Below are 26,592 nucleotides of genomic sequence, written 5' to 3'. Positions count from 1 at the left end.
CATGGTGTCCGTCTCCACAAGTCTTAAACGAACGAATGGAGAAGCAAAGCATGATCGGCAACACCCCCTTGATACTGGCCATCGTCTGCGGCCTCGTGGCCGTGGCCTATGGGTTCTGGGCCCGAAGTTGGATTCTCGCGAAGGACCCCGGCAACGCCCGCATGCAGGAGATTGCAGCGGCCATCCAGGCCGGCGCCTCGGCCTACCTCGCCAAGCAGTACACGACCATCGCGGTGGTCGGCGTCGTCCTGGCGGTGCTCATCGCACTTTTCCTCGACCTGACCACGGCGGTCGGCTTCGTCGTCGGCGCGGTGCTCTCGGGCGCCTGCGGCTTCATCGGCATGAACGTGTCGGTGCGCGCCAATGTGCGCACGGCGCAGGCGGCAACGCAGGGTATCGGCCCGGCATTGGACGTCGCGTTTCGTGGCGGCGCCATCACCGGCATGCTGGTGGTCGGGCTCGGCCTGCTGGGCGTGACGGGCTTCTACTGGTTCCTGGCCGGTAGCGCGCCCAAGGCCGACCACACCCTGGCAGCCATCCTCAACCCGCTGATCGGCTTTGCCTTCGGCTCCTCGTTGATCTCGATCTTCGCGCGCCTGGGCGGCGGCATCTTCACCAAGGGCGCCGACGTCGGTGCCGACCTGGTGGGCAAGGTGGAGGCCGGCATTCCGGAGGACGACCCGCGCAACCCGGCGGTGATCGCCGACAACGTGGGCGACAACGTCGGCGACTGCGCCGGCATGGCGGCCGACCTGTTCGAGACCTACGCGGTGACGCTGATCGCCACCATGGTGCTCGGCGCGCTGATGGTCACCACGGCGCCCGGCAATGCGGTGCTGTATCCGCTCGCTCTCGGCGGCGTGTCGATCATCGCGTCGATCATCGGCTGCTTCTTCGTGAAGGCTTCGCCGGGCATGGTGAACGTGATGCCGGCGCTCTACAAGGGGCTGGCGGTGGCGGGCGTGCTGTCGCTGATCGCGTTCTGGTTCGTCACGAGCTGGATCATCCCGGACAACGCCATTGCCCCGAGCGGCAGCCAGCTCAAGCTGTTCGGCGCCTGCTTCGTGGGCCTGGCGCTCACCGCCGCGCTGGTGTGGGTCACCGAGTACTACACCGGCACGCAGTACAAGCCCGTGCAGCACATCGCGCAGGCCTCGACCACCGGCCACGGCACCAACATCATCGCGGGCCTGGGCGTGTCTATGCGCTCTACGGCCTGGCCGGTGATCTTCGTGTGCATCGCGATCCTGGCTTCTTACTCGCTGGCCGGCCTGTTCGGCATCGCGGTCGCGGCGACCTCCATGCTGAGCATGGCGGGCATCGTGGTCGCGCTGGACGCCTACGGCCCCATCACCGACAACGCTGGCGGCATCGCCGAGATGAGCGAGCTGCCCGACAGCGTGCGCGCCGTGACCGACCCGCTCGACGCGGTCGGCAACACAACCAAGGCGGTGACCAAGGGCTACGCCATCGGCTCGGCCGGCCTCGCGTCGCTGGTGCTGTTCGCCGACTACACCCACAAGCTGGAGAGCTTCGGGTTGAACATCAGCTTCAACCTGAGCGACCCGATGGTGATCGTCGGCCTGTTCATCGGCGGGCTGATTCCCTACCTGTTCGGCGCGATGGCGATGGAAGCCGTGGGCCGCGCGGCCGGCGCGGTGGTGGAAGAAGTGCGCAGACAGTTCCGCGAGATCCCCGGGATCATGGAAGGCACCGGCAAGCCGGAGTACGGCAAGGCCGTGGGCATGCTGACCGGCGCCGCCATCAAGGAAATGATGATCCCGTCGCTGCTGCCGGTGGTGGTGCCGATCGTCGTGGGCCTCGTGCTCGGGCCGAAGGCGCTGGGCGGGCTGCTGATGGGCACCATCGTCACGGGGCTGTTCGTCGCCATCTCGATGTGCACCGGCGGTGGCGCGTGGGACAACGCCAAGAAGTACATCGAGGACGGCCACCACGGCGGCAAAGGCTCCGAGGCGCACAAGGCGGCCGTCACCGGCGATACCGTGGGCGACCCCTACAAGGACACAGCCGGCCCGGCCGTGAACCCGCTGATCAAGATCATCAACATCGTGGCGCTGCTCATCGTGCCGCTGGTGGTGAAGTTCCACGCCGGCGATGCGGCGGCGGTGCCGGCCAAGGTGGAAATGCCACCGGCCGTGAGCGCGCCGGCGGCAACGGCACCGGCCACGCCGGCCGCGGTGGTTGCTTCGGGTGCCGTCGCAGCGGTCGAAGCCGCCGCAGTGAAGGTCGAGAACGGGGTCGTGAAGTTCTATTTCGCCAGCGCCAGCTCGGAGGTGGCGCCCAACGCCAAAGAGGCGCTGGCCGACGTCATCAAGGCGGTGCAGAGCGGCAGCACGGTGCTGGTGAGCGGCTACCACGACGCCAGCGGCGACCCTGCAAAGAATGCCGAGCTGGCCAAGCAGCGCGCCATGGCCGTGAGCGACGCGCTCAAGGCCGCCGGCGCGCCCGAAGACAAGATCGAGCTCGCCAAGCCCGAGCAGTCGCAGGCCGACGGGCCGCCCTCCGAGGCGCGCCGCGTCGAAGTCAAGGTCAAGCCCTGACGTGCGTTCCCGGGCCGGTCACCATGGCGCTGCGTACACACTAGCGCCATGCACTACCTCCACGCACTGTTCGCCGGCACCTGGGCCATTGCACGGGCCGAACTGGCGATCGTGCGGCGTTTTCCGCGCATCCTGCTGGCCGTGGTGGCGGTCGGCGTGGTGCCTGCGCTCTATGCGCTGATCTATCTCACGAGCGTGTGGGACCCGGCGGGCCACACCGCCGACCTGCCGGCAGCCATCGTGAACCAGGACCGGGGCGTTACCTACATGGCGCACACCTTGAACGTGGGCGAAGAACTCACGCGCACCCTGCTCGAAAAACGCGCCTTCGGCTTTCGCACCATGACCGACCCCGAGGCCGCGCGCGCCGAAGTGCGCCGCGGCACGCTCGCCTTCGTGCTGCTGATTCCGGGCGACTTCAGCGCCAATGCGGTGCCCGGCACGCAGCGCGGCGCAGGCCAGTTGGTCGTCTACACCTCCGAAGGCAACAACTACAGCTCGGCCGGCCTGGCGCGGCGCTTCGCGGGCGAGCTGGGCCACCAGGTCAACGAGATGCTCAACGAGCAGCGCTGGGAGCTGGTGCTGAACGCGGCCTCCGGCTCGCAGCAACGGCTGGAACAGCTCAAGCAGGCGCTGCTGCAGTTGCGCGACGGCAGCCAGGCGCTGGCCACGGGCGCCATCCAGTACAGCGCGGCGGCCCAGCAGGTGGGCAGCGGGTTCAAGCAGGTCAACGGCGCCATCCGCACCATCCAGTCGAAGCTGCCGGCCGATGCGGACCTGCGCGCGCTGAAGTCCGGCGCCCAGCAGCTCACGGCGGGGCAGCGCGAACTCGGCAGCGGGCTCGCGCAGATCGGCGATGGCCTGGACCAGTTGAATGCAGGCGCTGGCCAACTGGGTGACGGCGCACGCAAGATGCAGAAGGAATCGGCCGACATTCCCTTCATGGGCGACCGGCTCGCGCGCGGCGCCGGGGACCTGGCAACCGGTGCGGACAAGCTGCGCGGCGGGCTCGGCCAGGCCCAGGCCGCGATGACCAAGGCAGAGGACGGCAGCCAGAAGCTGGTGGCCGGCGCTGCGGCGCTCGAAGGCGGCGTGGGCAAGCTCGCCGACGGCATGGGCGCGCTGTCTGCCGGCATTCGCACCCTGGGCGGCAAGCTGCCCGAAGACCGCAAGCTCGATGAGTTCGTCCAGGGCGGCGCGCAACTGTCCCAGGGCGCGCAGCGTCTGTTGACCGGGGTGCGCACCATCGAGGCCGCCCTGCCCGCCTCCATCACCCGCATCCAGGGCAGTGCCTCGGGGCTGGCCGACTCGGTCGAGCCGAAGGTCGAGGTGGTGGCCCCGGTGGCCAACAACGGCAGCGCCTTCGTGCCCAACATGGTGTCGGTGGCGCTGTGGATCGGCGCTGTGATGGCCGGCTACCTGTTCAACATCCGCATCGTGCTGACGGACCACACCCACTACCCGAAGCTGGCGAAGACGCTCGGCAAGATCACCATGCCGGCGCTCGTCGTGCTGCTGCAGGTGGCGCTGGTGCTGGCCACGCTGCTGGGCGTGCTGCAGGTGCAGGCGCCGCGTGTGGGCGCGCTGGCACTCACCATGGTGCTGGCCTCGCTGGTGTTCCTGGTGGTGCTGTTCGCCATCCTCCATGTGTTCGGCGACTTCGGCCGCATCCTGACGGTGCTGCTGCTCACGCTGCAGCTGTCGGCCGGCGGCGGCGTGCTGCCGGTGGAGCTGTCGGCCGGCTTCTTCCGCGACGTGCACAGCTGGCTGCCCTTCAGCTGGGTGGTGCAGGCGTTTCGCGCGGTCATGTTCGGCGCCTTCGACAACGGATGGGCGCATGCCTGCGGGGTGGTGGTGCTGTCCGGCACGGTGGCGGTGGGCCTGATGGCGATCTTCGGCAAGTGGAACGACGTGCTGCTGGCCGACTACAAGCCGACGATCCAGGTTTGATCTATGTGACATTCACGATGTAACATTCGTACCGTCACATGAATTCCAACCACGCCCCCGCTGTCGCCCAGGACCTCTCCATCGAGGCCCTGGCCGCGCACGCGGGCGTGACGGTGCGCAACATCCGCGCCTACAGCACCGCAGGGCTGCTGCCACCGCCCCGGCTTCGGGGGCGCCTGGGCCTGTACGACGACGAGCACGCGCAGCGCCTGGCGCTGATCCGCGAGTTGCGCGACCAGGGCTTCGGCATAGAGGCCATCCGCCGCATCTTTGCGCGCGCGCCGGCCTCGTCCTGGCCCGACCTGGTCGCCGTGGCGCGCTCGGTCTCGGGCAGCCTGTTTGCCGAAGAAACGCCGGTGGTGGTGTCGGCCAAGGCGCTCGCCGCCAAGTGGAAAGGCCAGATGACGCCCGCCCTGCTCGCGCGCGCCACCAAGGCCGGCCTGATGCGCGAACTGCCCGACGGCAAGATCCAGATGCTCAGCCCCGCGCTGGGCCAAGTCGCAGAGCAACTGGCCGCGCTCGGCCTGCAGCTGGAGCAGGTGATCGGCATGCAGGAGTCCATGGCGCGCACGCTGCGCACCGTGGCGCGCCACTGGCTGCGCACGCTGGCCGACAGCCTGCTGAGCGGCGACGCCATCGATGCCGAGCGCCTGGCCCAACTGCTCGAGAAAGCGCGCCCGCTCGCCACCGGCGCGGTGCAGGCCGCGTTTCCCGTGATCCTGCAGCAGGAGCTCGACGCCCTGCTGCGCAAGGCAGCCTGAAACGATGCAACGACCTCGCCACGCCCTCTTCCCTTCCCTGCTCCTGCTGCCGGCCCTGATCGGGCTGGGTACCTCGGCCTTCGCACAGGTGCCGCCCCGCGCGGACACCCTCTCACTGAGCTTCGACGCAGCCCGCGCCCGCATGGTCGACCGCTCCGACAAGCTGGCCGCAGCGCGCGCGGCCGTCGAATCGAAAGAGCTGCAGGGCGAAGGCGTCAAGGGCCTGGGCGGCCCGGTGGTCAGCATCTCGGGCCTGGCCTACGCGTACAACGCCAACCTGAACCTCGACCTCGATCCGCTCAACCAGAAGCTGGGGCAGATCGGTTCCTCGCTGCCCTCGTCGGTCCAGAGCTTCATCTCGCGCGTGCCCATTCCGCAACTGCCCAACAGCTACACGCTGAACCGGCACGACACGGGCACCAACACCTCGGTCTCGGCCGTCTGGCCGCTGTACGTGGGCGGCGCGACCGACGCGGTGCGCGGCTTCGTGTCGGCACAGACGCGCGAGGCGCAGGCCGATGCCGAACAGGCCGGCCACGAAGTCGACACCCTGCTGGTGCAGCGCTACTTCGGCGCGCAGCTCGCGCAGCGCGCGGCCACGCTGCGCGCGCAAGCGGAACGCACGATCGCCCAGCATGATTCGGCGGCGCAGAAGATGCTCGCGGCCGGCGTGATCTCGCGCGTGGAGCGGCTGCAGGCCAGCGCCGCCTACGAAGAAGCGCGCCGCAACGCGCGCAAGGCAGAGGACGACGCGGCGCTGGCCGCCGTGGCGCTCGCCCGCACGGTGCGCGCGGACGGCAGCGTGGCGCCGCAGACGCCGCTCTTCATCCTCAGCACGCCGGTCGAGCCGCTGGGCTACTTCATCGATTCGGCGCTCACGCGCCACCCCGGCCTGGGCAAGGTCGCGGCCAAGAAGTCGCAGGCCGAGCAGCTGCACGAAGGCGAGGAGGCGTTGCGCCGCCCGCAGGTCATTGCCTTCGGCACCCGCGAACTCAAGAGCGGCAACGCCGACTGGGTGGCCGGCATCGGCGTGCGCTGGACGCTGTACGACTCGGTCGACCGCAGCGCCCTGTCGGCCTCCTCGCTCAAGCAGATCGAACAGGCCGAGCGCACCGACGCGCAGGCGCGCAGCGACATCTCGCTGCTGGTCGAGCGCAACTGGCGCGCGCTGGAAAACGCACGCCGCCAGTACCTGGAGATGAAGGCCTCGGTCGAACTGGCGCAAGAGGTGGTCAGGCTGCGTGTCTCGGGACTTCACGAAGGCACGAGCACCACGCTCGACCTGATCGACGCCGAAACCAACCAGGCCAAGGTGCTGACCGAACGCGCGCAGGCCGCCAACGACTATGTGCAGGCGCTGGCGCAGCTGCTCGAGAGCGCGGGCATTTCCGACAGGTTTTCCGACTACATCGCGCGTGCCGACGTGAAGGTGAATTGATGATGAGTGCCAAGACCCGACAACTGATCGCCATCCTTGCCGCCCTGCTCGTGCTGGCGGTGCTCGTCTGGGGGTTCTGGCGCGCGTCGCAGCCCGCGCCCGAGGTGTTCCAGGGCCAGATGGAAGCACGCGAGACCGACGTGGCGGGCAAGGTCACGGCGCGCGTGGCCGAGGTGCTGGTGAAGGAAGGCGATCGCATCCAGGCCGGTTCGGTGCTGGTGCGCATGGACAGCCCCGAGGTGCGCGCCAAGCTCGCGCAGGCCACCGCCGCCGAGCAGGCCGCGCAGGCCGTGGCCGACAAGGCGCAGAACGGCGCGCGGCCACAGGAGCTCGAGATGGCGCGCATGCAATGGCAGCGGGCGGAAACCGCGGCGCAGCTCGCGCAGACCTCGTTCCGCCGTGTCGACGGGCTGGCGCGCGAAGGCCTGGTGGCCGACCAGAAGCGCGACGAGGCCGAAGCCAACTGGAAGGCTTCGCGCGACGCCGCCATCGCCGCCAGGGCGCAGTACGACATGGCGCGCAGCGGCGCCCGGCCCGAAGACAAGGCCGCGGCCGATGCGCAGGCGCGCCAGGTCGCCGGCGTGGTCGCCGAAGCGCAGGCCGCCAAGGCCGAGACCGAGCTGCGCAGCCCCGTCGGCGGCGAGGTGGCCAAGGTGCTGGCCAAGGTCGGCGAGCTGTCGCCGCAGGGCGTGGCCGTGGTGACGGTGGTCGACCTCAACGACCAGTGGCTGGTGCTCAACGTGCGCGAAGACCGGCTCGCCCGGTTCGCGATGGGCAACGAGTTCGACGCGCGCCTGCCCGCGCTGCCCGAAGACAAGCGCACGGCGCGCTTCAAGGTCTACTACAGCGCCGTGCTGCCCGACTTCGCGACCTGGCGCGCCACGCGCGGCGGCGCCGGCTTCGACGTGCGCACCTTCGAGGTCCGTGCACGGCCGCTCAAGCCCGTCGAGGGCGCGCGGCCCGGCATGAGCGTGCTGGTGGACTGACCCGGCACGGAGCGCAGATCCGATGAGCCTCCGCGGCTTTTCCGCAGCCAGCGCACGGCGCGAGTTCGCGCTGCTGCGCACGCGCCCCTGGGACCTGGCCATGGTCTCGTGGGTGCCGCTGCTCGCGGTGTTGCTGATCTGGTGGATCTTCTCGGCCGGGCTGCCCGAGCGGCTGCCGATTGGCGTGCTCGACCAGGACCGCTCCTCGCTGTCGCGCCAGCTGGTGCGCTTTCTGGACGCCACGCCCGGCCTGCGCGTGGTGCAGCACTACGGCGACGAAGGCGAGATGGCGCGCGCGCTGACCAGCGGCGCGGTCGACGCGGCGGTGCAGCTGCCGCGCACGCTGAGCCGCGACGTCAAGCAGGGCCGCGCCGGCCAGGTCGTGCTGCTGCACAACGCGCAGCTCGGCACGCATTCGAGCCTGATCCAGCGCGACGTGCGCACGGCCGTGGCCACCGTGTCGGGCGGCGTCGAGCTCACGGTGCGCAACAAGCGCGGTGAATCGATGACGGCCGCGCGCGTGAGCATGGAGCCGATCAAGGCGAGCATGGTGGCGCTGTTCAACACCTCGACCGACTACGAGCAGTTCCTGGGCGCGGCGTTGATTCCCGCGCTGCTGCACATCCTGGCGATGACGGCCGGCGCGTGGGCCGTGGGCCGCGAGCTGCGCGACCGCAGCATCGGCGAATGGCTGGGCGCCGCGCCGCGCTGGCACGAGGCGCTGGCTGCGCTGGCGGGAAAGCTGGCGCTGCCGTTCGCGAGCCTGAGCGCGGTGGCCATCGCCGCGATGCTGTGGATCACGGCGGGGCGCGGGTGGCACCCGGTGGGCTCTCTCGGTTGGACGTTGTTTGCGCTGGTGGTTTTCCTGGCGCTGTCGATCGCGCTGGGCGCGTTCGTATCAGGCCTCACGCGCTCCCTGCGCACCGCGCTGTCGGCCACGGGCTTCATCACCGCGCCGGCCTTCGCGTTCGGCGGCGTGGGCTTCCCGCTGGTCGCGATGCCGTTTTTCGCACAGGCGTGGGCCAACCTGCTGCCTTACACGCACTACATCCGGGTGCAGATGGAGCAGTTGCAGATGGGTGCGCCGTTGGCCTACTCGGCGGCCACGCCGCTGTGGATGGTGCTGGGCACCGCCGTGCTGCTTTCGGCGACGGCCGGCGCGCTGGTGCGCGCCGCCAGGGCGCCTGACAGCTGGGGTGGCCGCTGATGACGAAGGACCGTTCGCACTTCGGCGCGGCATGGCGCGATACCGCCGTGGCCGTGCTGCGCGACAAGGGCGTGCTGCTGATCATGCTGCTCGCACCTGTCATCTACGGCTTCTTCTACCCGTGGCCGTACGGCACGCAGGCCGTCACGCGCGTGCCGGTGGCCGTGGTCGACCAGGACCACAGTGCGCTGTCGCGCCAGATCGCGCGCTTCGCGATGGCCAATCCGCGCCTCGACGTGCGCATGGTCACCGCCGACGTGCACGAGGCGCAGCAGGCGCTGTGGCGCGGCGAGATCGAGGGCTATGCGCTGCTGCCAGCCGACCTCAGGCGCGACGTGCTGCGCGGCACCTCGGCCGTGGTCACCATCGAAGGCAACGGGGCGTATGCCTTGCTCAACAAGGCCGTGCTGTACGGATTCTCGGAGGCGGTGGGCACGGTGTCGGCGGGTGTCGAGATCCGCAAGCTGCAGGCAGGCGGACAGAGCGCGATACAGGCCGCACGCAGCCGCAGCCCGCTCAACACGCAACTCGTCGCGCTGTTCAACCCGACCGAAGGCTATGGCAGCTACGTGGTGCCGGCGGTGGCGCTGCTGATCCTGCAGCAGACGCTGCTGATGGGCGCGGCCATGCTGGCCGGTACCTGGGCCGAGGCCGGGCGGCTGCGCGCCTCGATGGGCGCTTGGCTGGGGCGGCTAGGCGCGCTCTCGGGGTTCGGCTTGCTGAGCGGGCTTTTCTACTTTGGCTGGGTGTTCTTCCTGCAGGACTATCCGCGCGGCGGCAATCCATGGGGTGCGCTGGTGCTGCTGGCCTTCTACGTGCCGGCGATCTGCACCGCCGGCCTGCTGCTGGGCTGCTGGTTCCGCGACCGCGAGCGAGCTTTGCAGGTGCTGCTGTTCACCGCCCTGCCGATGGCTTTTCTCTCGGGCTTCTCCTGGCCCGTCGAAGCATTGCCGGGGCCGCTGCAGGTGCTGCGCTGGATCTTTCCCAGCACGGCCGGCATCCAGGCCTCGCTGCGGCTCAACCAGATGGGTGCGCCGCTGCACGACGTGCTGCCTTACCTCGGCGCGCTGCTGGTGCTGACCTTGGCCGGACTGCTGACCCTGTGGATGTCGGCCGCGCCGGGCGCCGTCGAACGCAAGCGCGTTTAACGCTGGCTCTCGGCCGCCACCGCGCGCACCAGCCGCGTGGCCGGCGCCACCAGCTCGCGCAGGTCGCCCGCGCGGTCCTGCTCGATGGCCTGCAGCACCAGTTCGTTGATGCCGCCGACCACCGTCATCGCCATCTCTGCGGTCAGGTGCGCCGCTGGCTCCTGGGGGCTGCCGCTGCTGTTGATCGCCACCTGGATGAAGCTGGCGATCTCGTCGTTCACCCGGCGCCGCACCACGAGGCCCGGCATGCCCAGGCCCAGGATCTCGACGAACAGCGTGCGCAGCAGCACCGGGTCTTGCGCCAGGTAATCGAAATAGGCCGCCATGGCCCGCTCCACCTGCGTGTGCCAGGGCTGCACCGGGTCGAAGGCCTCGCTCACCGCCTGCAAGGCAAGCCGGCTCGCCGTTTCGTAGAGCGCGATCAGGCACTCGGTCTTGGTGCTGAAGTGCTCGTAGAAGGTACGGCGCGACACCGCGGCCTCGCGCACGATGTCGGCGATGGTCGTCTCCGCGTAGCCCTTCGCGCCCACGGCGTGCGCCATGCCCTGCAGCAGGCGCGCGTAGTGCTCGCTCCCCGGCGCGTCGCCAGACCTGGAAGACGCTGGTTTTTCAATGGTTTCGCTCATGAACCGTACATTTTCCTATGCCTCGGTACTTGACAGTACCGACTCACGATTGCAACATGAAGGCAAGCGGTACGAAGCTGTACCAACTTTCCAGCCCACGCATTCCGGGCTTTTTTCCGAGGTTTTTGCATGACCGAACTCGTTGTCCGCCGTCTTCTGATCGACCTGCAGTCGCCCTTCTCCCGCAACTGGTGTGGCGGCGATGCATTCTCGACCGCTTTCTTCAACGCCCTGTCGATGAGCTTCCCCTTCGGAGAGCAGTTCTTCATCGACGCCGTGCGCAACACCGTGGCCACGCTGCCGCCCGAGGCACAGGACAAGCACCGTGCCGAGGTGCGCGGCTTCATCGGCCAGGAGGCCACGCACCGGCGCATTCATTCGCTGTTCAACAACCACCTCGAAAGCCAGGGGCTGGTGGACGGCTGGACGGCGCGTGCCAGCAAGCGCCTGACGCTGATGGAGAACGCCGATCCGCGCCACGCGCTGGCGGTCACGGCGGCCACCGAGCACTTCACGGCGATGTTCGCCGAATGGCTGCTGGCCCATCCGCAGATTCTCGAGGGCGCCGAGCCCAGGCTGCGCACCATGTGGCTGTGGCACAGCGCGGAGGAGCTGGAGCACAAGAGCGTAGCCTTCGACATCTACAAGGCCGCGGGCGGCTCCGACGCGTGGCGCAACCGCTGGTTCCGCCGCGTGACGATGATGTTCCTGGGCGACCTGATGCGCCAGACCGTCGACAACCTGCGCCACGAGAAACAGCTGTGGAAATGGTCGACGTGGAAGAGCGCAGCGCGCATCCTGTTGAGCCGCGACGGGCTGCTGCGCGGCAACGTGGCGGGCTGGCGCAGCTACCTGCGGTCGGACTTCCATCCGGCGCAGCAGGACAGTGTCCTGTCGGAGCGCTGGCTGGCGGACAACCGCGCGCAGTACACGCCTGTGGGCGCAGCGCCCGAAGCGGCCGCGGCTGCTTCCTAGCCCCGGCTGACCAGCCAGGATTCAGTAGAAGCTGGCGCGGTGCGGCGCGCCGTTGCCGGGCTGCGGTTGTTCGGGGCGCAGCGAAAGGTCGTGCAGCGTGTCGAAGTCGGACGGGGCGTCCGGCACGCGCATCACGGCTTCCAGTTCGTGCATCGACGTGACCCAACGGCCGGCTGGCGATTCGGCCGGCTCGTCGTTGGCGAACACGCCGTCGCGGATGTAGAGGGTTTCGCCTTCGGGGCGCTCGGCATGCAACTCGATCAGGCGCGCGATCGCGAAGTTGTAGGTGACGAGCTTCTCGCGCGTCTTGCGGTCCTTGCCGCCGCAGTTGAACGAGCCCTCGGCGGCAATGACGATGCAGGAGCCGTCCACGCCCCCATCCATCTCGATCTCGCTGCCAGAGCGCCAGATGGCGTTGGGCAGGCGCACCCTCACCTTGTCGATCACCAGATCGCGTTGCTTGTTGAGGCTGCCCAGCGGTGGAACCAGCGAACGCAACTGGCGCAGGCGCTCGGCAAAGTTGTCGTCCATCAGGAACTCGACATGGTGCGTGGCGCTGCCAGACGAGCGCTTGACCACCTGCATGATGACGTGGCGCGGTTTAGCCATGGCGGCACCCCTTTGCAAGCGTTGGAACCCATGTCCCGCGCGAAGAGTCAATGGCGTGGCTGCAATTCATTGGAATCGACTACAAATTAGAACTTTGGAGTAAATGCAATTACTTGCATCATTTGTTTCCAACTGTATAGCGATTGCAGTCACTGTGGAAGCCATCCGTGACTTTCTGCACACGGGAATGTCTCCTAAATGTCTTCCTGACGTGCTAGCAGGTGACCCCGTCAGTGGCGTGTTTCCAACGCCCCCCTATTCGAGGGATTCGTCGAGCGCCTTGCACGACGGCGCGCAAACGGTCTGGGACTTGCCCAGTACCTGGCGCGTGCGCAGCTGCGAGCGCACCCGGTGCTTGCCGCACATGAAGCACGACATGGTCGCGCCGCTGAACGACGCGGAGGCACGAAACGGCGAACCCGGTGCCTTGGTCTTGTAGCGCAGGCCGTCCGCCACCACTGCCGTCTTCACTTCACCCTTCGCCATGCGTCTTTTCCTTGCTGTTCGGTTCGGCACGGCGCATGGCGCGTGCAATGGCTTCACGGGCGCTGAGTTCAGCAGCCAGCGAAGCGTCTAGTGCCGAGCGGCAAAGCCCGGCGTGCTGGTAATTGAGGTTTTCGTACACCTCGGCCGCGGCCGGAAAGGCGTCGAGCAGTCGGCCGAGTTCGGCTCCCTGTTCGACGTCCTCGAACTCGTGCACCAGGTGCTCGACAACGGAGCGGTACTGCGCTGCGCCGACGGGCACGGCACTGTGCTCGAGTTTTTCCAGCAGATGAGCCAGTACATGGGTCACTGCCAGATCGGTCTTGGGAGACGGATTATCGGTGGTGTTCATGAGTTCCATCTGGGGGCAGCATACGCCTATGCAAGTGGCTGCTCGTAGAGGGTCGTCTCCGGTGCCCCCGCCTGCTGCAGGTTCTGCGCCGCCTGCGTGCGCTGGAGCAGGCTGTGGAGCATCTCGGTCGACAGCCCATGGATCACCAGCCGGTGCCCCGCCCGCAGGGTCGACAGCGGCACCAGCGGATGCTTGTTGTTGACCAGGATCAGGTGTTCCGGCGCATTCAGGATGGTCGCGGTGTAGATGCCGATGGTTTCATCCAGTTGCAAGGAGTTGGCCGCACGCCAGAAGTCGTTGTCCGTGAGCATCAGCTGGTACAGCGGCGTGAACAGCTCGATGGCGCTTTGCAGGTCGAGGAAATTGAGCTTGCCCTGGGGCATGTCCTCCAGCCGCAGCCCGGGCTCCCTGATCATCGAGAAGTCGACGTTCTCGGCCTTGCACAGCGCCAGCCCCTTGTCGCGCAACGCCGTGTTCAGCCGGATCACGAAGTTGAACAGGTTCAGGTCGTGCTTCAGGAACATCTCGTCCTTCAGCGCGTCGATGTCGGCCGGCTCCAGCGGATGGGTTCCGACCGGCGCCGGTGAATTGCGCCCGATGAAGGCCAGCACCTGCGAGCCCAGGTGAAAGTGCCGCAGGATCAGCCAGTTGGCCTCGGGCGAGACGAAACGCTTCAGCCCCCACGCCAGAAACCGATGCAGCAGCATCGAGTGCGACCAGTTGCGCGGCACGAACACCTTCACGACCTGGATCAGGATGATCGTCAGCCGCGCCAGCGGCCGCAGAAACGGCAGCAGGTACTGACGCGAGCCCGAGCTCGAATCGGCCAGCCACGCCGACTTCACGTTGTCGGGCAGCGGCGTGCTCTGGTCGAGGTACAGCGCCAGCCAGGGGCTGGGGTCGCGCTCGTCGTGCGCCTGGGTCAGAAAGTCAGGTGTTCGGTCCATGGGGCATTCGCTCGGTGATGTGCTGGAACTGCATCAGGTACAGCGCGGCCGTGTGGCGCGCGGTGTCGGTGATCTGGCGGGCGGCGCGCGCCTGCCCTTCCACGGCCATCACCATCTCGACCGCGGTGAGCCAGCGGCCCAGGTGGTGCTCGTCGTTGTGGCCGTGGTACTCGAGGAAGCGGAAGGCGTCGGGCGGCAGCTTCAGGCTGGCCTTGAGCAACGGCAGCAGCGCCGACACGATGCGCTGGCCCGTGCCCTCGATGATGTAGATCGCGCCCAGCAGCCCGATCGGGTCGCGCGTGGCGGCCAGGCCGTGCAGGTAGGCGTTGAGCGCCTCGCCGCCGGGGTTGCGGCGCAGGTCCTCGATGCGCTCGACCTTGCCACCGGCCCGGCGGTAGTCGCTGAAGAGAATGTTGAAGTCGTTCTGCTCCTCGCCCGCATGCACGCCGATCAACGAGGCCAGCATCTGGTAAGGCTCTCTCAGCGAGGCTGCGCCTTCGCGCATCCACAAGCTGCCTTCGCGCACCTGCGGCACCCACTGCTCCATCCAGTTCAGGTAGTCGGGCACGGCGAAGCGGCGCTCGCGGATCTGCCGGACTAGCGGCGTGCGCCACACGCGCGAACGGTAATCGTGCCAGATGGCGGCCAGCTCGGTCAGCAGGGCGCCCAGGCCTTCGGGCGCGGCGGCCGGGTCGTGCGGGGGGGCGATCACCAGGTCGTCGTCGGGCACCGCTGCCGCGCGGGGCGCCACCGCCACGGGTGCGGCGTCCACCGCCTCCACCTCGAGCAGCATGTAGGCCGCCATGAAGCGCCCCGACTCCGGCACGTAGCAGAAGATCTGCTCGCCCGGCTTCAACGTCCTGGTGTGCAGGAACTCGGCCAGCATGACGAGGATCGACGCCGCGCCGGTGTTGCCGCGCCATGCGAGGTTGCTCCACCAGCGTTCCCGCGGAATCGACAGGTCGGCCTTGGCCATCAGGTCTTCGACCACCGGAATGAATTTTTCCGACGAGTAGTGGCAAAGAAAGTGATCCACCCGCTTCGGCTCGACCCAGCCGTCGCGCACCAGCCCCGCGTATTCATGGATGCCGATGTCGAACAGGTGCGGCAGCAGCCGGATGTCCTGCCGCAGCGACAAGGCGCCCGCCGCTTCGGCCTCGGCCCAGGAGCCGAAGTCGAGGTGACCGCGCGCGCGGTCTTCGGTCAGGCCCAGTTGCATGCACACCGGGTAGTCGCCTGAAAACGCGCGCTGGTGCACCCATTTCAGCTTCAGCCGCAGCCCCGGCGCGCCGGCCAGCGCTGGCGTGCCGTCGGACAGCAGCAAGGCGCCCGCGCCATCGGAGAGCATCCAGCGCAGGAAGTGCGAGTCGAAGTCGGCTTCGTAGCCGCGTGCCGCGAAACGCGAGCGCTTGAACAGGCGCGACGGCATCTCGCTCGCCACCGCCATGGCCGTGCGGTGCGCGCCCAGCTCGATGCCCTGGGCCGCCGTCTGGATCGCCGACACGCCCGCCGCGCAGATGCCGTGCACCGAGTGCGTCTCCATCGGCTGCGCCGCCAGTTCGCCCTGGATCATGTTGGCGAAGCCCGGCATCAGCGTGTCGCCGCCCGAGGAGCCGCTGGCCAGCAGCGACACGCGCGACAGCTCGGCCCCGCCGCGCCGCAGGCAGTCGCGAATGGCGCCGGCCGCCAGTTGCGCGTTGGTGTGCTGCGTGACGCCTTGCGCATCGATGGCGTAATGCCGCGTGAGGATGCCGTTCTCCGCCAGGATGCGCCGCTTGATGCGCTCCGACATGCGGTTCAGCGGCGCGATGTACGCGTCCATGCGGTCGTTGGGAATGGGTTCGCCCGGCATGAAATAGCCGGCGCTCTCGAGGTAGACGCGTTGGAATGAAACGGGCATGGGTTCAGGAGATGGGTGAATCGGGAGGCATCAGCGGGCGGCTGCGAAAACGCGGCCACACGGTCCCCAGCACGAACACGCGCACCATGTACGGCACCAGCCCGCCCTCGTTGAGCAGGGGCGCGACCTGCGCGCGGTAGCGCGTGTGATGAAGGTGCGTGAGCTCGGACCAATGGGCATGCGGGTTCTCGTGGTGTGCGGTGTGCAGGCCGATGTTGAACAGCAAGGGGTTCACCAGCCCCTCGAAATTGCGGGCGTAGTTCAGCTGGCTACCCGGGGTATCGCCGGGCGCCTCCTTGCGTGATGCCTTTCGGCCGTCCGCGTGGGCGTGCTGCAGGTAGTTGGTCGCCAGCAGCCAGTGCAGGCCGTGCAGTTGCGGCACGATCACGAAGACCAGCGCGCGGCGCCAGTCGAGCGCCAGCAGCACCGCCCAGCTTCCCAGCCACAGCGCGTACTGCGCCATGCAGTAGCGCCACGCGCCGCGCCGGTGCAGCCTCAGCCGCGCGAGCCACGCGACAAACACCGGCACCAGCACCCACACCGCCTGGAACGGGTGCAGCAGGTAACCCCCCAGGTGATTGGTGTCGCCGCCGAAGCGGTAGGTGCGCGCCACGTCCTTCGGACCGTGTCGATGGCGATGGTGGTTGGCCACGTGCGCGGGCCAGAACACGAAGGTCGGATGGCCCTGCAGCAGCGTGATCCAGAAGTCGGTGAACCGGTTCATGCGCCGGCCGCGCCACATGCGAAGGTGCACATGGTTGTGATGGATCACGCCGACGCCGAGCGTGAGGAACAGCATCAGCGCATACAGCACGAGGTCGAAGCCGTGCAGCCACTGCCAGGCCGCCAGCGCAGGCAAGGCCACGAGGTAGGCCAGGCTCTGCCAGTCCCGCCCGTGGCGCAGCCTCGGCAAGCGATGGCGCGCGTCAGGCGGTCGTGGTCGCGCCATGCTTTTTGTGGAACGCCTGGAAAAGCGGCTCGGCCGCGTCGGCCGCGATGCGGGTGCGGAACAGCCGGTCCATGAAGGTGAACTGAAAACCGTAGTTGCCGTTGTGCACGGCATGGTGCAGGTGGTGCCGGCGGCTCGCCGCGAACCAGTGGCTGTACGACACGCGCGTGAAGAAGTCGTAGTTCGAATGCCCGACGCAGTTGAAGAACAGGCTGAACACCGGCACCGCGGCCAGCGCCCAGAAGCTGAAGTCGTGCACCACCATCGGCAGCAGGATCACGTTGCCGAGCATCAGCGCCTCGACGGGATGAAAGCTGTAGGTCGCCCAGGGCGTGGTCACGAACGAGCGGTGGTGCGGCCCGTGAAATCGCCGCAGCCAGCGCGTGTGCAGCAGCCGGTGGTTGACCCAGAAATGCACGTCGTTCCAGACCGCGAGCACCAGGATTTCGAGCGCGATCTGCCGCCAGCCCGCATCGCCGTCGAGCCGCGCCCAGCCCAGCTGCAGCAAGCCCCACGGAAACACCATGCCCAGCCCGAAGATCAGCACCGACACGCCCGACTGCCCCAGCTCGCGCCGCAGTTGCCCCGGCTGCAACGGCCGCGGATCGAGCACGCGCCCGATGCCCAGCGCCGGCAGCACGCGCTTCGTCAAGAGCCAGGTGAGCCCGCCGAAACCGAGATAGATGCCGCCGAAAAAAAGGACGCCCCACAGCATGACCTGCGGGGCGGACAACGAGGAGAAAGTCTGCGCCATCCCCCGAGGCTACAACAGCATCTCGGGAACGATGGGTGCAATGAGCATGTTGTAGAAGCGCTGGAAGAAACCCGACTCCGGCTCGTAAGTCAGGATGACCTCTTTCTCGCCGTCGTTGGTGAGCCATTGCAGCGTGCCGGTGTCCTTGGCCAGGCGCAGCCGGTAGGAGTTTTGCAGCTTGCTGATGTTGATGATGCGCAGCATCTCGCGCGCCAGCTGCGGGCTGTCGACCACCAGCCCCATCTCAGTGTTCTGGCTGGCCGAGCGCGGGTCGAGGTTCATCGAGCCGATGAAGATGCGCTTCTTGTCGATGGCGGCGGTCTTGGCGTGCAGCCGGCCGAGCGACTTGCCGAACATGCCGAAGCGCTCGCCCTTGCTGGTGCGCTGCGGGCTCAGCTCGTACAGGTCGGCGCCGCTTTCGAGCAGCCGCTGGCGGTAGCGCGCATAGCCGGTGTGCACCAGCGGCTCGTCGTTGGCGGCCAGCGAGTTGGTCAGCAGCGTGAGCTTCACGTTGCGCTTGGCCAGGTCTTCGAAGGCGGCCATGCCGCGCTCGCCCGGCACTAGGTAGGGCGAGGTCAGGTCGACCTCGGTCTTGGCGTCCAGCAGCAGGGCCCACACCTTCATCGTCACGCTGGTGGCGATGGCCTCGTCGGCCGTCATGGTCGCGGGCTTGGTGGGCGGGTCGGCGATGGCGCGGGCCTCGCCCCACAGCAGGCCCATGCGGCCGCCGTCGAGCTCCTCGGCGATCGGGCCGTAGCCAAGGATGTCGGAAGGCGGCAGCACGATCTTCGGCGGCGGCGCGGCCATGCCGACCCAGTTGTCGAAGTCGGCGGTGCCGGGCTTGTGGCCGCCCTCGCCCGCCACGATGTCGGCAATGGGCCAGACCTGCACGCTGTTCCAGTAGGCGTCGAAGATCTGCTCGAGCTGCGGCACCACCTTGCCGACCACCAGCGCGTCCATGTCGATGAAGTTCTGCGCCTCGCTCAGCACGAAATACTCGTCGGCGATGTTGCGCCCGCCCACCACCGCCATCACGCCGTCGGCGATGAACAGCTTGTTGTGCATGCGGTGGTTGAGCCGCACGATCTCGAAGGGCGAGGCCGCAAAGCGAGACAGGAAGCCGTTGCGCCCGCAGCAGAACGGGTTGAACAGGCGCACTTCCACGTTGGGAGTTTCGGACAGGGCCAACAACAGTTGCTGGCTCTTGACTGTGTACAGGTCGTCGACCAGCACGCGCACTTTCACGCCGCGTGCCGCCGCTTCGCGCAGCGTGCGCAACAGCAGGCGGCCCACCGCGTCGTTCTCGAGCTGGTAGTACTGCACCACCAGCGAGCGCTGGGCCCGCTGCGCGAGCTGGATGCGCGCGTCCAGCGAGTAAACGCCCAGCGGCATCAGCCGGAAGCCCGAATGCTCGCCCGGCGGGGTGGACGCATCGACGATCTTCGCCAGCGTGGTGGACGCATCGGCGGACGCGGAGTACTCCGCCGGCCTTTCCGGCGTCGGCGGCAGGGAGCCGCAGGCGCCGAGCGCCGCGGCCAGAGCGCCTGCAAGCGCCATGCGCAGAAGTGAGGTCCAGGCCTTCATGATCGAGATTTCCCTTGCGTTGTGGTTTTGCCGTTGTCTTCTGTACGCCCGCGGGGCAGTGCCGGTTTCACGCAAGCCCCTGCGTTCATGCTGCGGCCTAGAATTGCCGCCACACCGCACCGGAGTACATCATGGCCCGTTCGACTCTCTCGCGCATCGCCGTGACGACTGTTTTTGCCGCTGTCCCGGCCCTTGCACTCCCCGCCTGGGCCGCGCTGGACATAGGCGACCCCGTGCCCCGCTTCACCGCCGACGCCGCCCTGGGCGGCAAGACCTTTCGCTATTCGCTGAACGACGCGCTCGCCAAGGGGCCGGTGGTGGTCTACTTTTTTCCGGCCGCCGACTCCGCCGACTGCTCCATCGAGGCGCACGCCTTCGCCGAGGCCGTCGACAAGTTCGCCGCCCTGGGCGCCACTGTCATCGGCGTCTCGGCGGACGACATCGGCACGCTGTCGAAGTTTTCCGTCAAGTCCTGCCAGAGCCGCTTTCCGGTGGCGTCGGACGAAGCCAAGACCGTCATCAACGGTTTCGACGCGCTGATGCAGACCCGGCCCGACTTCGCCAACCGCCTGTCCTACGTGATCGCACCCGACGGCAAGGTCGCCTATTACTACCAGAACCTGAACCCCGACAAGCATGTGGAACGCACGCTGAACGCCGTGCGGGCGCTGCCGAAGGCCACGGCCGCCAAGTAGAGGCGGCACACAGCAGCTGCACAGGGGTTGCCGTCGCGCCCGGCCACGGATTTCGCGCGCTTCGCGCAGAATCCTGCCCCATGCAGCTCAACTACATCGCCAACGCGGACGTTCCGTCCTCCTCCGGCCGCACCCTGCCGGTCATCGACCCTTCCGACGGCCAGCCCTTCGACGAGATCCAGCGCAGCAACGCCGCCGACATCGACTCCGCCGTGCGCGCCGCGCGCGACTGCTTCGAGGGCGTGTGGCACAAGGTGAGCGCCGCCGACCGCGGCCGCCTGCTCTACAAGCTCTCGCAGAAGATCGCCGAGCACGTCGACGAACTCGCGCTCATCGAGCAACGCGACTGCGGCAAGCCCGTGAAACAGGCCCGCGCCGACGCCGTGGCGCTGGTGCGCTACTTCGAGTTCTATGCCGGCGCCTGCGACAAGCTGCACGGCGAGACCATTCCCTACCAGGACGGCTACAGCGTGTTCACCTGGCGCGAGCCGCACGGCGTCACCGGCCACATCATTCCCTGGAACTACCCGATGCAGATCTTCGGGCGCAGCGTGGGCGGCGCGCTGGCCGCGGGCAACGTGTGCGTGGTGAAGCCGGCCGAAGACGCCTGCCTGTCGCTGATCCGCGTGGCGCAGCTGGCGGCCGAGGTCGGGTTCCCGGCCGGCGCGCTCAACATCGTGACGGGCTACGGCCACGAGGTGGGCGACGCGCTCGCGCGGCACGAGGGCATCGACCACATCAGCTTCACCGGCAGCCCGAAGATCGGCACGCTGATCCAGCAGGTGGCGGCCGAGCGGCACTGCCCGGTCACGCTCGAACTCGGCGGCAAGAGCCCGCAGATCGTCTTTGCCGACGCCGACCTGGACGCGGTGATCCCGGTGGTCATCAACGCGATCGTGCAGAACGCGGGACAGACCTGCTCGGCCGGCTCGCGCGTGCTGATCCAGCGCGACATCTACGAGCCGCTGCTCGAGCGCCTGGGCCATGCCTTCGAGGCGCTGCGCGTCGGCCCCGCCGCCATGGACCTCGACGTGGGCCCGCTGATCCGCCAGACGCAGCAGCAGCGCGTGTGGGATTTCCTGAGTGATGCCCAACATGCCGGCATTCCGATGGTGGCGCAGGGCGTCGTGGTCGAGGAAGCGCCAGAAACGGGCTTCTACCAGGCCCCCACCCTGCTGCGCGACGTGCCCGTGGGCCATCGCCTGGCGCAGGAAGAGGTGTTCGGCCCGGTGCTGGCCGCCATGTCCTTCACCGACGAAGACGAGGCGGTGGCGCTTGCCAACGCCACGCAGTTCGGCCTGGTGGCCGGCGTGTGGACCGCCGACGGCTCGCGCCAGTTCCGCATGGCCAAGCGCGTGCGCAGCGGCCAGGTGTTCATCAACAACTACGGCGCGGGCGGCGGCGTGGAACTGCCCTTTGGCGGCGTGAAGTCCTCGGGCTACGGCCGCGAGAAGGGCTTCGAGGCGCTCTACGGCTTCACGACGCTGAAGACCGTCGCCGTCAAGCACGGTTAGGACCTGGCGCTCCCCCAGGCTGCGCGCACTTCGTGTCGCTTCGCCAACCCCCTCGCCGGGGGCGACACCTGCGGCCCGGCAAAGCCGGTTCCGCGGTGTCCCACGAAGGCCCCCTACCCCAACGCGGTGTCCAGCAGCATCATCAGCACGAAGCCGATCATCAGCCCGCTGGTGGCGAAGGCTTCGTGCCCCTTGCGGTGCGACTCGGGAATGATCTCGTGGCTGATCACGAACAGCATCGCGCCGGCCGCAAAGCCCAGCCCCCATGGCAGCAGCATCGCCGAGTGCCCCACCACGGCCGCGCCCAGCACGGCGCCCAGCGGCTCCACCAGGCCCGAGGCCATGCCGATCAGCACCGCGAACACGCGGCTGTAGCCCGCGGCCAGCAGCGCCACCGCGACGACCAGGCCTTCGGGCACGTCCTGGATCGCGATGCCGGTCGCCAGCGCGTCAGCGCGCAGGCCGTTGTCGGCCGCATAGCCCACGCCGATCGCCAGGCCCTCGGGCACGTTGTGCAGCGCAATGGCGAACACGAAGAGCCAGGTGCGACGCAGCTGTTTCGCGCTCTGGCCTTCGCGGCCCTTGATGAAGTGCTCGTGCGGCAGCACGCGGTCCATCAGCATCAGCACCGCGCCGCCCAGCAGGATGGCCGAGCCGATCACCCCGCCCGCCGCCCAACTGCCGCCGCCGAACACGCCCACCTGCTTCGCGGCCTGCAGCCCCGGAATGATCAGCGAGAAGGCGCTGGCCGCGAGCATCACGCCGGCGCCGAAGCCGAACAGCGTGTCCTGCAAACGGTCGGGCAGCTTCTGCGAGAACAGCACCGGCAACGTGCCCAGCGCCGTCGCCAGCGCGGCGACGCAGCCGCCCACCAGTGCGCTCCACACCAACGGATCGGCGCGCACGAACTGCCAGAACTGCGACACCGCCACCAGCACACCTGCCGCGACGATGGCCAGGCCGATCCATTCGCGCATCGGACGTGCCGGCTTCGGCTGTGCGCCGGCCACCGTGGCGTGCAGCGGTTCGTTCATGGGCCCGCTCCTCAGCCAGCGGTCGCGGCGGCGTGGCGCCGGGCCACCTCGGCCCAGTTCACCACGTTGTAGAAGGCCGCGATGTACTCGGGGCGGCGGTTCTGGTACTTGAGGTAATAGGCGTGCTCCCACACGTCCAACCCCAGGATGGGCGTGTTGCCCGAGCCGATGCCCCGCATCAGCGGGCTGTCCTGGTTGCCGCTGCTTTCCACGGCGAGCTTGCCGCCCGCGCCCACCGACAGCCAGGCCCAGCCGCTGCCGAAGCGCGTGAGGGCGGCCTTGGTGAAGGCGTCCTTGAACGCGTCGAGGCCGCCCAGGTCGGTGTCGATGGCCTGGGCCAGCGCTCCCGTGGGGGCACCGCCGCCGCCCTGCCCGACCGGCGCCATCACCAACCAGAACAGGCTGTGGTTGGCGTGGCCGCCGCCGTTGTTGCGCACCGGTGCGCGCAGCGCCTCGGGCAGATCCTCGACACCGGCGATCAGCTGCTCGACCGGCGTGCCCGCGTGCGGCGTGTCTTTCAACGCCGCATCGAGGTTGTTCACATAGGTCTGGTGGTGCTTGCCATGGTGGATTTCCATGGTCTGCGCGTCGATGTGCGGTTCGAGCGCATCGAAGGCATAGGGCAAGGCTGGCAAGGTGTACGGCACGGGCTGGAGCTCCTGGGTTGGAAGAGCCCTTTGCGTTGTCGACTTGGTGCGTACTCAGGCAGCCAAATGATAGGAATTCTCATTGGCCGCGTCAAGACATCGAAACAGGCGATGCCTCAAACAAGCCAACACCGCACACCCGGCGAGGGCATCGATACACTGCCACGCGTCCCCACCAAAGGCTTCGCACCGATGAAATTGCATCGCATCTTGTCCCTCGTACCCGCGTTCCTGTTGCTGCTGGGCACCGGCATTGCGGGCGCCCAGCCCGCCAATCCACCCGCCGGCGAGTACATCTACGAAGGCGGCGCCGGCTCGCTGAACGTCAAGCCCAGCGGGCGCTTCGACCTCAACACCATTGGCCCGAACGCCCACCTGTGCGCACTCGACGGCACCATCGTGCGGGGCAAGTCGAAGATCGACGACACCGCGTGCGTGGTGAATTTCACCGTCAAGGGCCGCGTGGTCGAGGTCACCAGCAACGGCTCCGAGGACTGCCGCCAGAGCTGCGGGGCGCGCGCCTCGTTCGAAGGCACGTACACCATGCCGGCCCCCGCCTGCACCACCAAGGCCGTGGCCGCGACCCGCAAGACCTTCAAGCGCCAGTACGACGCCAAGGACTACGCCGCCGCCCGGACCACCCTCGCACCGGTGCTCGGCGACTGCGACAAGACGCTCGACTGGATCACCAGGGGCCGCGTGCGCAACGACCTGGCGATCACGCAGTTCCGGCTCGGCGACCGCGCGGGCTGCCTCAAGACGCTCGAACCGCTGGCCGAAGATGCCGCGCGCACCGACGAGGGCGTGAAGGAAAACTATCCACCGGCGGACGCCGAGGACATCCTGCCCGTGGTCCGCGCAGCCCGCACCAACCTGAAGCTCTGCCGCGGATAGCACCGGGCGGACACGCAACAGACGGCGGCCAAGACCGTCGTGCCGGTTTTGAATTCACCACAACAAGACGGAGACAAATCCATGAGATTCCTGAAACGCACCCTGTGCACCGCCGTGCTGGGCCTCGGCCTGGCCATTCCGCTGCTGGCCGCCGCGCAGGCGCTGCCCACCGCCACGCCCGAGCAGGTCGGCCTGTCGAGCGAGCGCCTGCAGATGCTCAGCGACGTGCTCAAGGCCGACGTGGCCGCCGGCAAGATCCCTGGCGCGGTGCTGCTGGTGGCGCGCCAGGGCAAGGTGGCCTGGTTCGAGCCGGTGGGCAAGCTCGACGCGGCCACGGGCGCGCCGATGCCGCGCGACGGCATCTTCCGCATCTACTCGATGAGCAAGCCCATCACCACGGTCGCCGCGATGATGCTGGTGGAAGACGGCCGCCTGAAGCTGGACGACCCCGTCGCCACCTACCTGCCGGAGTTCGCCAGCATGACGGTGGGCGTCGAGAAGCCCGGCCCCGACGGCAAGCCGGTGCTCGACACCGTGCCCGCGCGCCGCCCGATCACCGTCCAGGACCTGATGCGCCACACCTCGGGCCTGACCTACGGCTTCTTCGGCCCGGGTCTGGTCAAGCAGGCCTACAACGCCGCCGGCCTGGGCGCCGGCGACCCGACGCTGGCCGAGTTTTCCCAGCGCCTGGCCAGGCTGCCGCTGGCCTACCAGCCCGGCACGACCTGGGAGTACAGCCAGTCGACCGACATCCTGGGGCGCGTGATCGAGGTGGTGTCGGGCCAGTCGCTCTACCAGTTCGAGAAAACCCGCCTGCTCGACCCGCTGGGCATGAAGGACACCAGCTACTACGTGCCGGAGGCGGCGCGCCAGCCGCGCATTGCCGAGCCGTTGCCCAGCGACCGCAGCTTCGGCGTGGGGGCCGACTTCAACGACCCGCGCATCGTGCGCAAGTACGAGTCGGGCGGCGGCGGGCTGGTGTCGACGGCGAACGACTACGCGCGCTTCCTGCAGATGCTGCTGAACGGCGGCTCGCTCGACGGCAAGCGCTACCTCGGTCCGCGCACCCTGGCGCTGATGACCTCCGACCATGCCAACGCGGGCGCCGGCATCGTGCCCGGTCCGCTGTACCTGCCGGGCCCGGGCTACGGCTTCGGCCTGGGTTTCGCGGTGCGCCGCAACGACGGCGAGGCGCCCTATCCGGCGGCCGGCGGCGAATACAACTGGGGCGGCGCGGGCGGCACCTACATGTGGGTCGATCCCAGGAACGAGATGTTCGTGGTGCTCATGCTGCAGTCGCCCAAGTACCGCACGCACTACCGCAGCCTTGCGCGCAACATGGTCTATGCGGCAGTGCTCAAGTAGCCTGCGCGGAGTGGGCTCATGGGCGATGGCGCAAAATCGCCCTCTCCCCTCGACGCCATGAAGAACAGCAGCAGCACCGTCATTCCCATTTCCGCCGTCGGCCACGCGCAACCCGCCGTGGCCGTGCCGGAGCTGACCCTGCCTGCCACCGGCCAGTTGCTCGACCGCCTGGGCCGGCCCCTGACCGACCTGCGCATCAGCGTGACCGACCGCTGCAACTTCCGCTGCAGCTACTGCATGCCCAAGGACGTGTTCGACAAGGACTACAAGTACCTGCCGCACAGCGCGCTGCTGAGCTTCGAGGAAATGACGCGGCTGGCCCGCCTGTTCGCAGGCCACGGCGTGCGCAAGATCCGCCTCACCGGCGGCGAGCCCCTGCTGCGCAAGAACATCGAAGGGCTGATCGAACAGCTCGCCGGCATCCGCACGCCGGGCGGCGAGCCGCTGGCGCTCACGCTCACCACCAACGGATCGCTGCTGCAGCGCAAGGCCGCCGCATTGCGGGCCGCGGGCCTGCAGCGCGTGACGGTGAGCCTCGACAGCCTGGACGACGCCGTGTTCCGCCACATGAACGACGTCGACTTTCCGGTGGCCGACGTGCTGGCCGGCATCGACGCGGCGCTGGCCGCGGGCCTGGGGCCCATCAAGGTCAACATGGTGGTCAAGCGCGGCACCAACGAGCAAGAGATATTGCCGATGGCGCGCTACTTTCGCCAGCACCACGGCGGCAAGGTGGTGCTGCGCTTCATCGAATACATGGACGTGGGCGCCACCAACGGCTGGCGCATGGACGAGGTGCTGCCCTCGGCCGACGTCATCGCGCGCATCCATGCCGAGTTCCCGCTGGTGCCGCTGGAGGCCTCCACGCCTGGCGAAACGGCCCAGCGCTGGGCCTACGCGGACGGCGGCGGCGAAATCGGCGTCATCAGCAGCGTGACCCAGGCCTTCTGCCACGACTGCAGCCGCGCGCGCCTGTCGACCGAAGGCAAGCTGTACCTGTGCCTGTTCGCCAGCGCGGGCCACGACCTGCGACCGCTGCTGCGCGGCACCGCGAGCGACGACGACCTGTCTTCCGCCATCGGCCACATCTGGCAGGGCCGCGCCGACCGCTATTCCGAGTTGCGCGCCCTGCGCGGACCGGAGGACGAGCACAGCGGCAGTGCGGGCGACAAGGCCCCGCGCCGCGTCGAGATGAGCTACATCGGCGGATGAG

At 68.4% G+C, this 26,592-nt stretch carries 24 protein-coding genes; 13 read left to right on the top strand and 11 right to left on the bottom strand.

Annotated elements, in window-relative coordinates:
• Positions 1-50: 50 nt before the first annotated feature.
• Genes AC0IYU_RS08170 through AC0IYU_RS08140 form a run of 7 tightly spaced genes read left to right on the top strand, consistent with a single transcriptional unit; the run spans position 51 to position 10,051 of the window.
• Positions 51-2,561 carry a sodium-translocating pyrophosphatase gene (locus AC0IYU_RS08170; RefSeq protein ID WP_472115036.1) on the top strand — a complete coding sequence of 837 codons (2,511 nt, stop codon included), beginning with the start codon at positions 51-53 and terminating at the stop codon, positions 2,559-2,561.
• A gap of 48 nt (positions 2,562-2,609) precedes the next feature.
• Complete coding sequence (locus tag AC0IYU_RS08165; protein ID WP_472115034.1) at positions 2,610-4,511, top strand: YhgE/Pip family protein; 1,902 nt, start codon at positions 2,610-2,612, stop codon at positions 4,509-4,511.
• A gap of 38 nt (positions 4,512-4,549) precedes the next feature.
• A complete protein-coding gene (locus tag AC0IYU_RS08160; protein WP_472115031.1) occupies positions 4,550-5,272 on the top strand; it encodes a MerR family transcriptional regulator in 723 nt (240 codons plus the stop codon).
• Positions 5,273-5,276: 4 nt separating this feature from the next.
• On the top strand, positions 5,277-6,710 hold the full coding sequence (locus tag AC0IYU_RS08155) for a TolC family protein (RefSeq protein WP_472115028.1): 1,434 nt from the start codon (positions 5,277-5,279) through the stop codon (positions 6,708-6,710).
• Positions 6,710-7,696: an HlyD family secretion protein gene (locus AC0IYU_RS08150; protein ID WP_472115025.1), complete on the top strand. Its 987-nt coding sequence runs from the start codon at positions 6,710-6,712 to the stop codon at positions 7,694-7,696. The genes AC0IYU_RS08155 and AC0IYU_RS08150 overlap by 1 nt, the downstream gene beginning before the upstream one ends.
• 22 nt (positions 7,697-7,718) lie before the next feature.
• A complete protein-coding gene (locus tag AC0IYU_RS08145) occupies positions 7,719-8,903 on the top strand; it encodes an ABC transporter permease (protein WP_472115022.1) in 1,185 nt (394 codons plus the stop codon).
• The gene (locus AC0IYU_RS08140; protein WP_472115019.1) at positions 8,903-10,051 is read left to right on the top strand and encodes an ABC transporter permease; all 1,149 of its coding nucleotides are present in this window, start codon (positions 8,903-8,905) and stop codon (positions 10,049-10,051) included. Before AC0IYU_RS08145 ends, AC0IYU_RS08140 begins: the two co-directional genes overlap by 1 nt.
• On the opposite strand, the gene AC0IYU_RS08135 is transcribed toward AC0IYU_RS08140, so the two are convergent.
• Positions 10,048-10,677, bottom strand: a complete 630-nt coding sequence (locus AC0IYU_RS08135) for a TetR/AcrR family transcriptional regulator (RefSeq protein ID WP_472115016.1) — start codon at positions 10,675-10,677, stop codon at positions 10,048-10,050. The two genes, AC0IYU_RS08140 and AC0IYU_RS08135, sit on opposite strands and share 4 nt — an antisense overlap.
• Positions 10,678-10,806: 129 nt before the next feature.
• Between AC0IYU_RS08135 and AC0IYU_RS08130 the strand changes: the two genes are divergently transcribed.
• Entirely contained in the window at positions 10,807-11,652 is an 846-nt protein-coding gene (locus AC0IYU_RS08130; RefSeq protein WP_472115013.1) for a metal-dependent hydrolase, read from the top strand.
• 21 nt (positions 11,653-11,673) lie between these two features.
• Here the strand turns inward: AC0IYU_RS08130 and AC0IYU_RS08125 are convergent, their stop codons facing one another.
• The 8 genes from AC0IYU_RS08125 to AC0IYU_RS08090 all read right to left on the bottom strand — a co-directional run bounded on the left by AC0IYU_RS08125 (position 11,674) and on the right by AC0IYU_RS08090 (position 19,230).
• A complete protein-coding gene (locus AC0IYU_RS08125) occupies positions 11,674-12,261 on the bottom strand; it encodes a hypothetical protein (RefSeq protein ID WP_472115010.1) in 588 nt (195 codons plus the stop codon).
• 255 nt (positions 12,262-12,516) lie between these two features.
• A complete protein-coding gene (locus AC0IYU_RS08120) occupies positions 12,517-12,747 on the bottom strand; it encodes a hypothetical protein (RefSeq protein WP_116907419.1) in 231 nt (76 codons plus the stop codon).
• Positions 12,734-13,096, bottom strand: a complete 363-nt coding sequence (locus AC0IYU_RS08115; protein WP_472115007.1) for a hypothetical protein — start codon at positions 13,094-13,096, stop codon at positions 12,734-12,736. The genes AC0IYU_RS08120 and AC0IYU_RS08115 overlap by 14 nt, the downstream gene beginning before the upstream one ends.
• A gap of 26 nt (positions 13,097-13,122) precedes the next feature.
• Positions 13,123-14,043: a DUF6999 family protein gene (locus tag AC0IYU_RS08110; RefSeq protein ID WP_472115005.1), complete on the bottom strand. Its 921-nt coding sequence runs from the start codon at positions 14,041-14,043 to the stop codon at positions 13,123-13,125.
• On the bottom strand, positions 14,027-15,943 hold the full coding sequence (locus AC0IYU_RS08105) for an iron-containing redox enzyme family protein (RefSeq protein ID WP_472115002.1): 1,917 nt from the start codon (positions 15,941-15,943) through the stop codon (positions 14,027-14,029). The genes AC0IYU_RS08110 and AC0IYU_RS08105 overlap by 17 nt, the downstream gene beginning before the upstream one ends.
• 4 nt (positions 15,944-15,947) lie before the next feature.
• Positions 15,948-16,892: a fatty acid desaturase gene (locus AC0IYU_RS08100; protein ID WP_472114999.1), complete on the bottom strand. Its 945-nt coding sequence runs from the start codon at positions 16,890-16,892 to the stop codon at positions 15,948-15,950.
• The gene (locus tag AC0IYU_RS08095) at positions 16,870-17,646 is read right to left on the bottom strand and encodes a sterol desaturase family protein (RefSeq protein ID WP_472114996.1); all 777 of its coding nucleotides are present in this window, start codon (positions 17,644-17,646) and stop codon (positions 16,870-16,872) included. Before AC0IYU_RS08095 ends, AC0IYU_RS08100 begins: the two co-directional genes overlap by 23 nt.
• A 9-nt stretch (positions 17,647-17,655) precedes the next feature.
• Entirely contained in the window at positions 17,656-19,230 is a 1,575-nt protein-coding gene (locus AC0IYU_RS08090; RefSeq protein WP_472114993.1) for a phospholipase D-like domain-containing protein, read from the bottom strand.
• A gap of 131 nt (positions 19,231-19,361) precedes the next feature.
• On the opposite strand from AC0IYU_RS08090, the gene AC0IYU_RS08085 reads away from it, so the two are divergent.
• Positions 19,362-19,925 (top strand): peroxiredoxin, encoded by a 564-nt coding sequence (locus tag AC0IYU_RS08085; protein ID WP_472114989.1) that lies wholly within the window; start codon positions 19,362-19,364, stop codon positions 19,923-19,925.
• An 80-nt stretch (positions 19,926-20,005) separates the two neighbouring features.
• Complete coding sequence (locus tag AC0IYU_RS08080) at positions 20,006-21,439, top strand: aldehyde dehydrogenase family protein (RefSeq protein ID WP_472114987.1); 1,434 nt, start codon at positions 20,006-20,008, stop codon at positions 21,437-21,439.
• Between the two features lie 113 nt (positions 21,440-21,552).
• On the opposite strand, the gene AC0IYU_RS08075 is transcribed toward AC0IYU_RS08080, so the two are convergent.
• Both AC0IYU_RS08075 and AC0IYU_RS08070 read right to left on the bottom strand, forming a co-directional pair.
• Positions 21,553-22,473, bottom strand: coding sequence for a ZIP family metal transporter (locus AC0IYU_RS08075; protein ID WP_472114984.1), 921 nt, complete (start codon positions 22,471-22,473; stop codon positions 21,553-21,555).
• A gap of 11 nt (positions 22,474-22,484) precedes the next feature.
• On the bottom strand, positions 22,485-23,120 hold the full coding sequence (locus AC0IYU_RS08070; protein WP_472114982.1) for a superoxide dismutase: 636 nt from the start codon (positions 23,118-23,120) through the stop codon (positions 22,485-22,487).
• A gap of 192 nt (positions 23,121-23,312) precedes the next feature.
• Between AC0IYU_RS08070 and AC0IYU_RS08065 the strand changes: the two genes are divergently transcribed.
• The 3 genes from AC0IYU_RS08065 to moaA all read left to right on the top strand — a co-directional run bounded on the left by AC0IYU_RS08065 (position 23,313) and on the right by moaA (position 26,591).
• Positions 23,313-24,014 carry a hypothetical protein gene (locus AC0IYU_RS08065; RefSeq protein ID WP_472114979.1) on the top strand — a complete coding sequence of 234 codons (702 nt, stop codon included), beginning with the start codon at positions 23,313-23,315 and terminating at the stop codon, positions 24,012-24,014.
• A gap of 81 nt (positions 24,015-24,095) precedes the next feature.
• Entirely contained in the window at positions 24,096-25,379 is a 1,284-nt protein-coding gene (locus tag AC0IYU_RS08060; protein ID WP_472114976.1) for a serine hydrolase domain-containing protein, read from the top strand.
• A 57-nt stretch (positions 25,380-25,436) separates the two neighbouring features.
• On the top strand, positions 25,437-26,591 hold the full coding sequence (gene moaA, locus AC0IYU_RS08055; protein WP_472114973.1) for a GTP 3',8-cyclase MoaA: 1,155 nt from the start codon (positions 25,437-25,439) through the stop codon (positions 26,589-26,591).
• Position 26,592: the final 1 nt, after the last annotated feature.

This window comes from Variovorax sp. AC103, from assembly GCF_979254005.1.
This window is presented reverse-complemented; position numbering and strand designations above follow the sequence as displayed.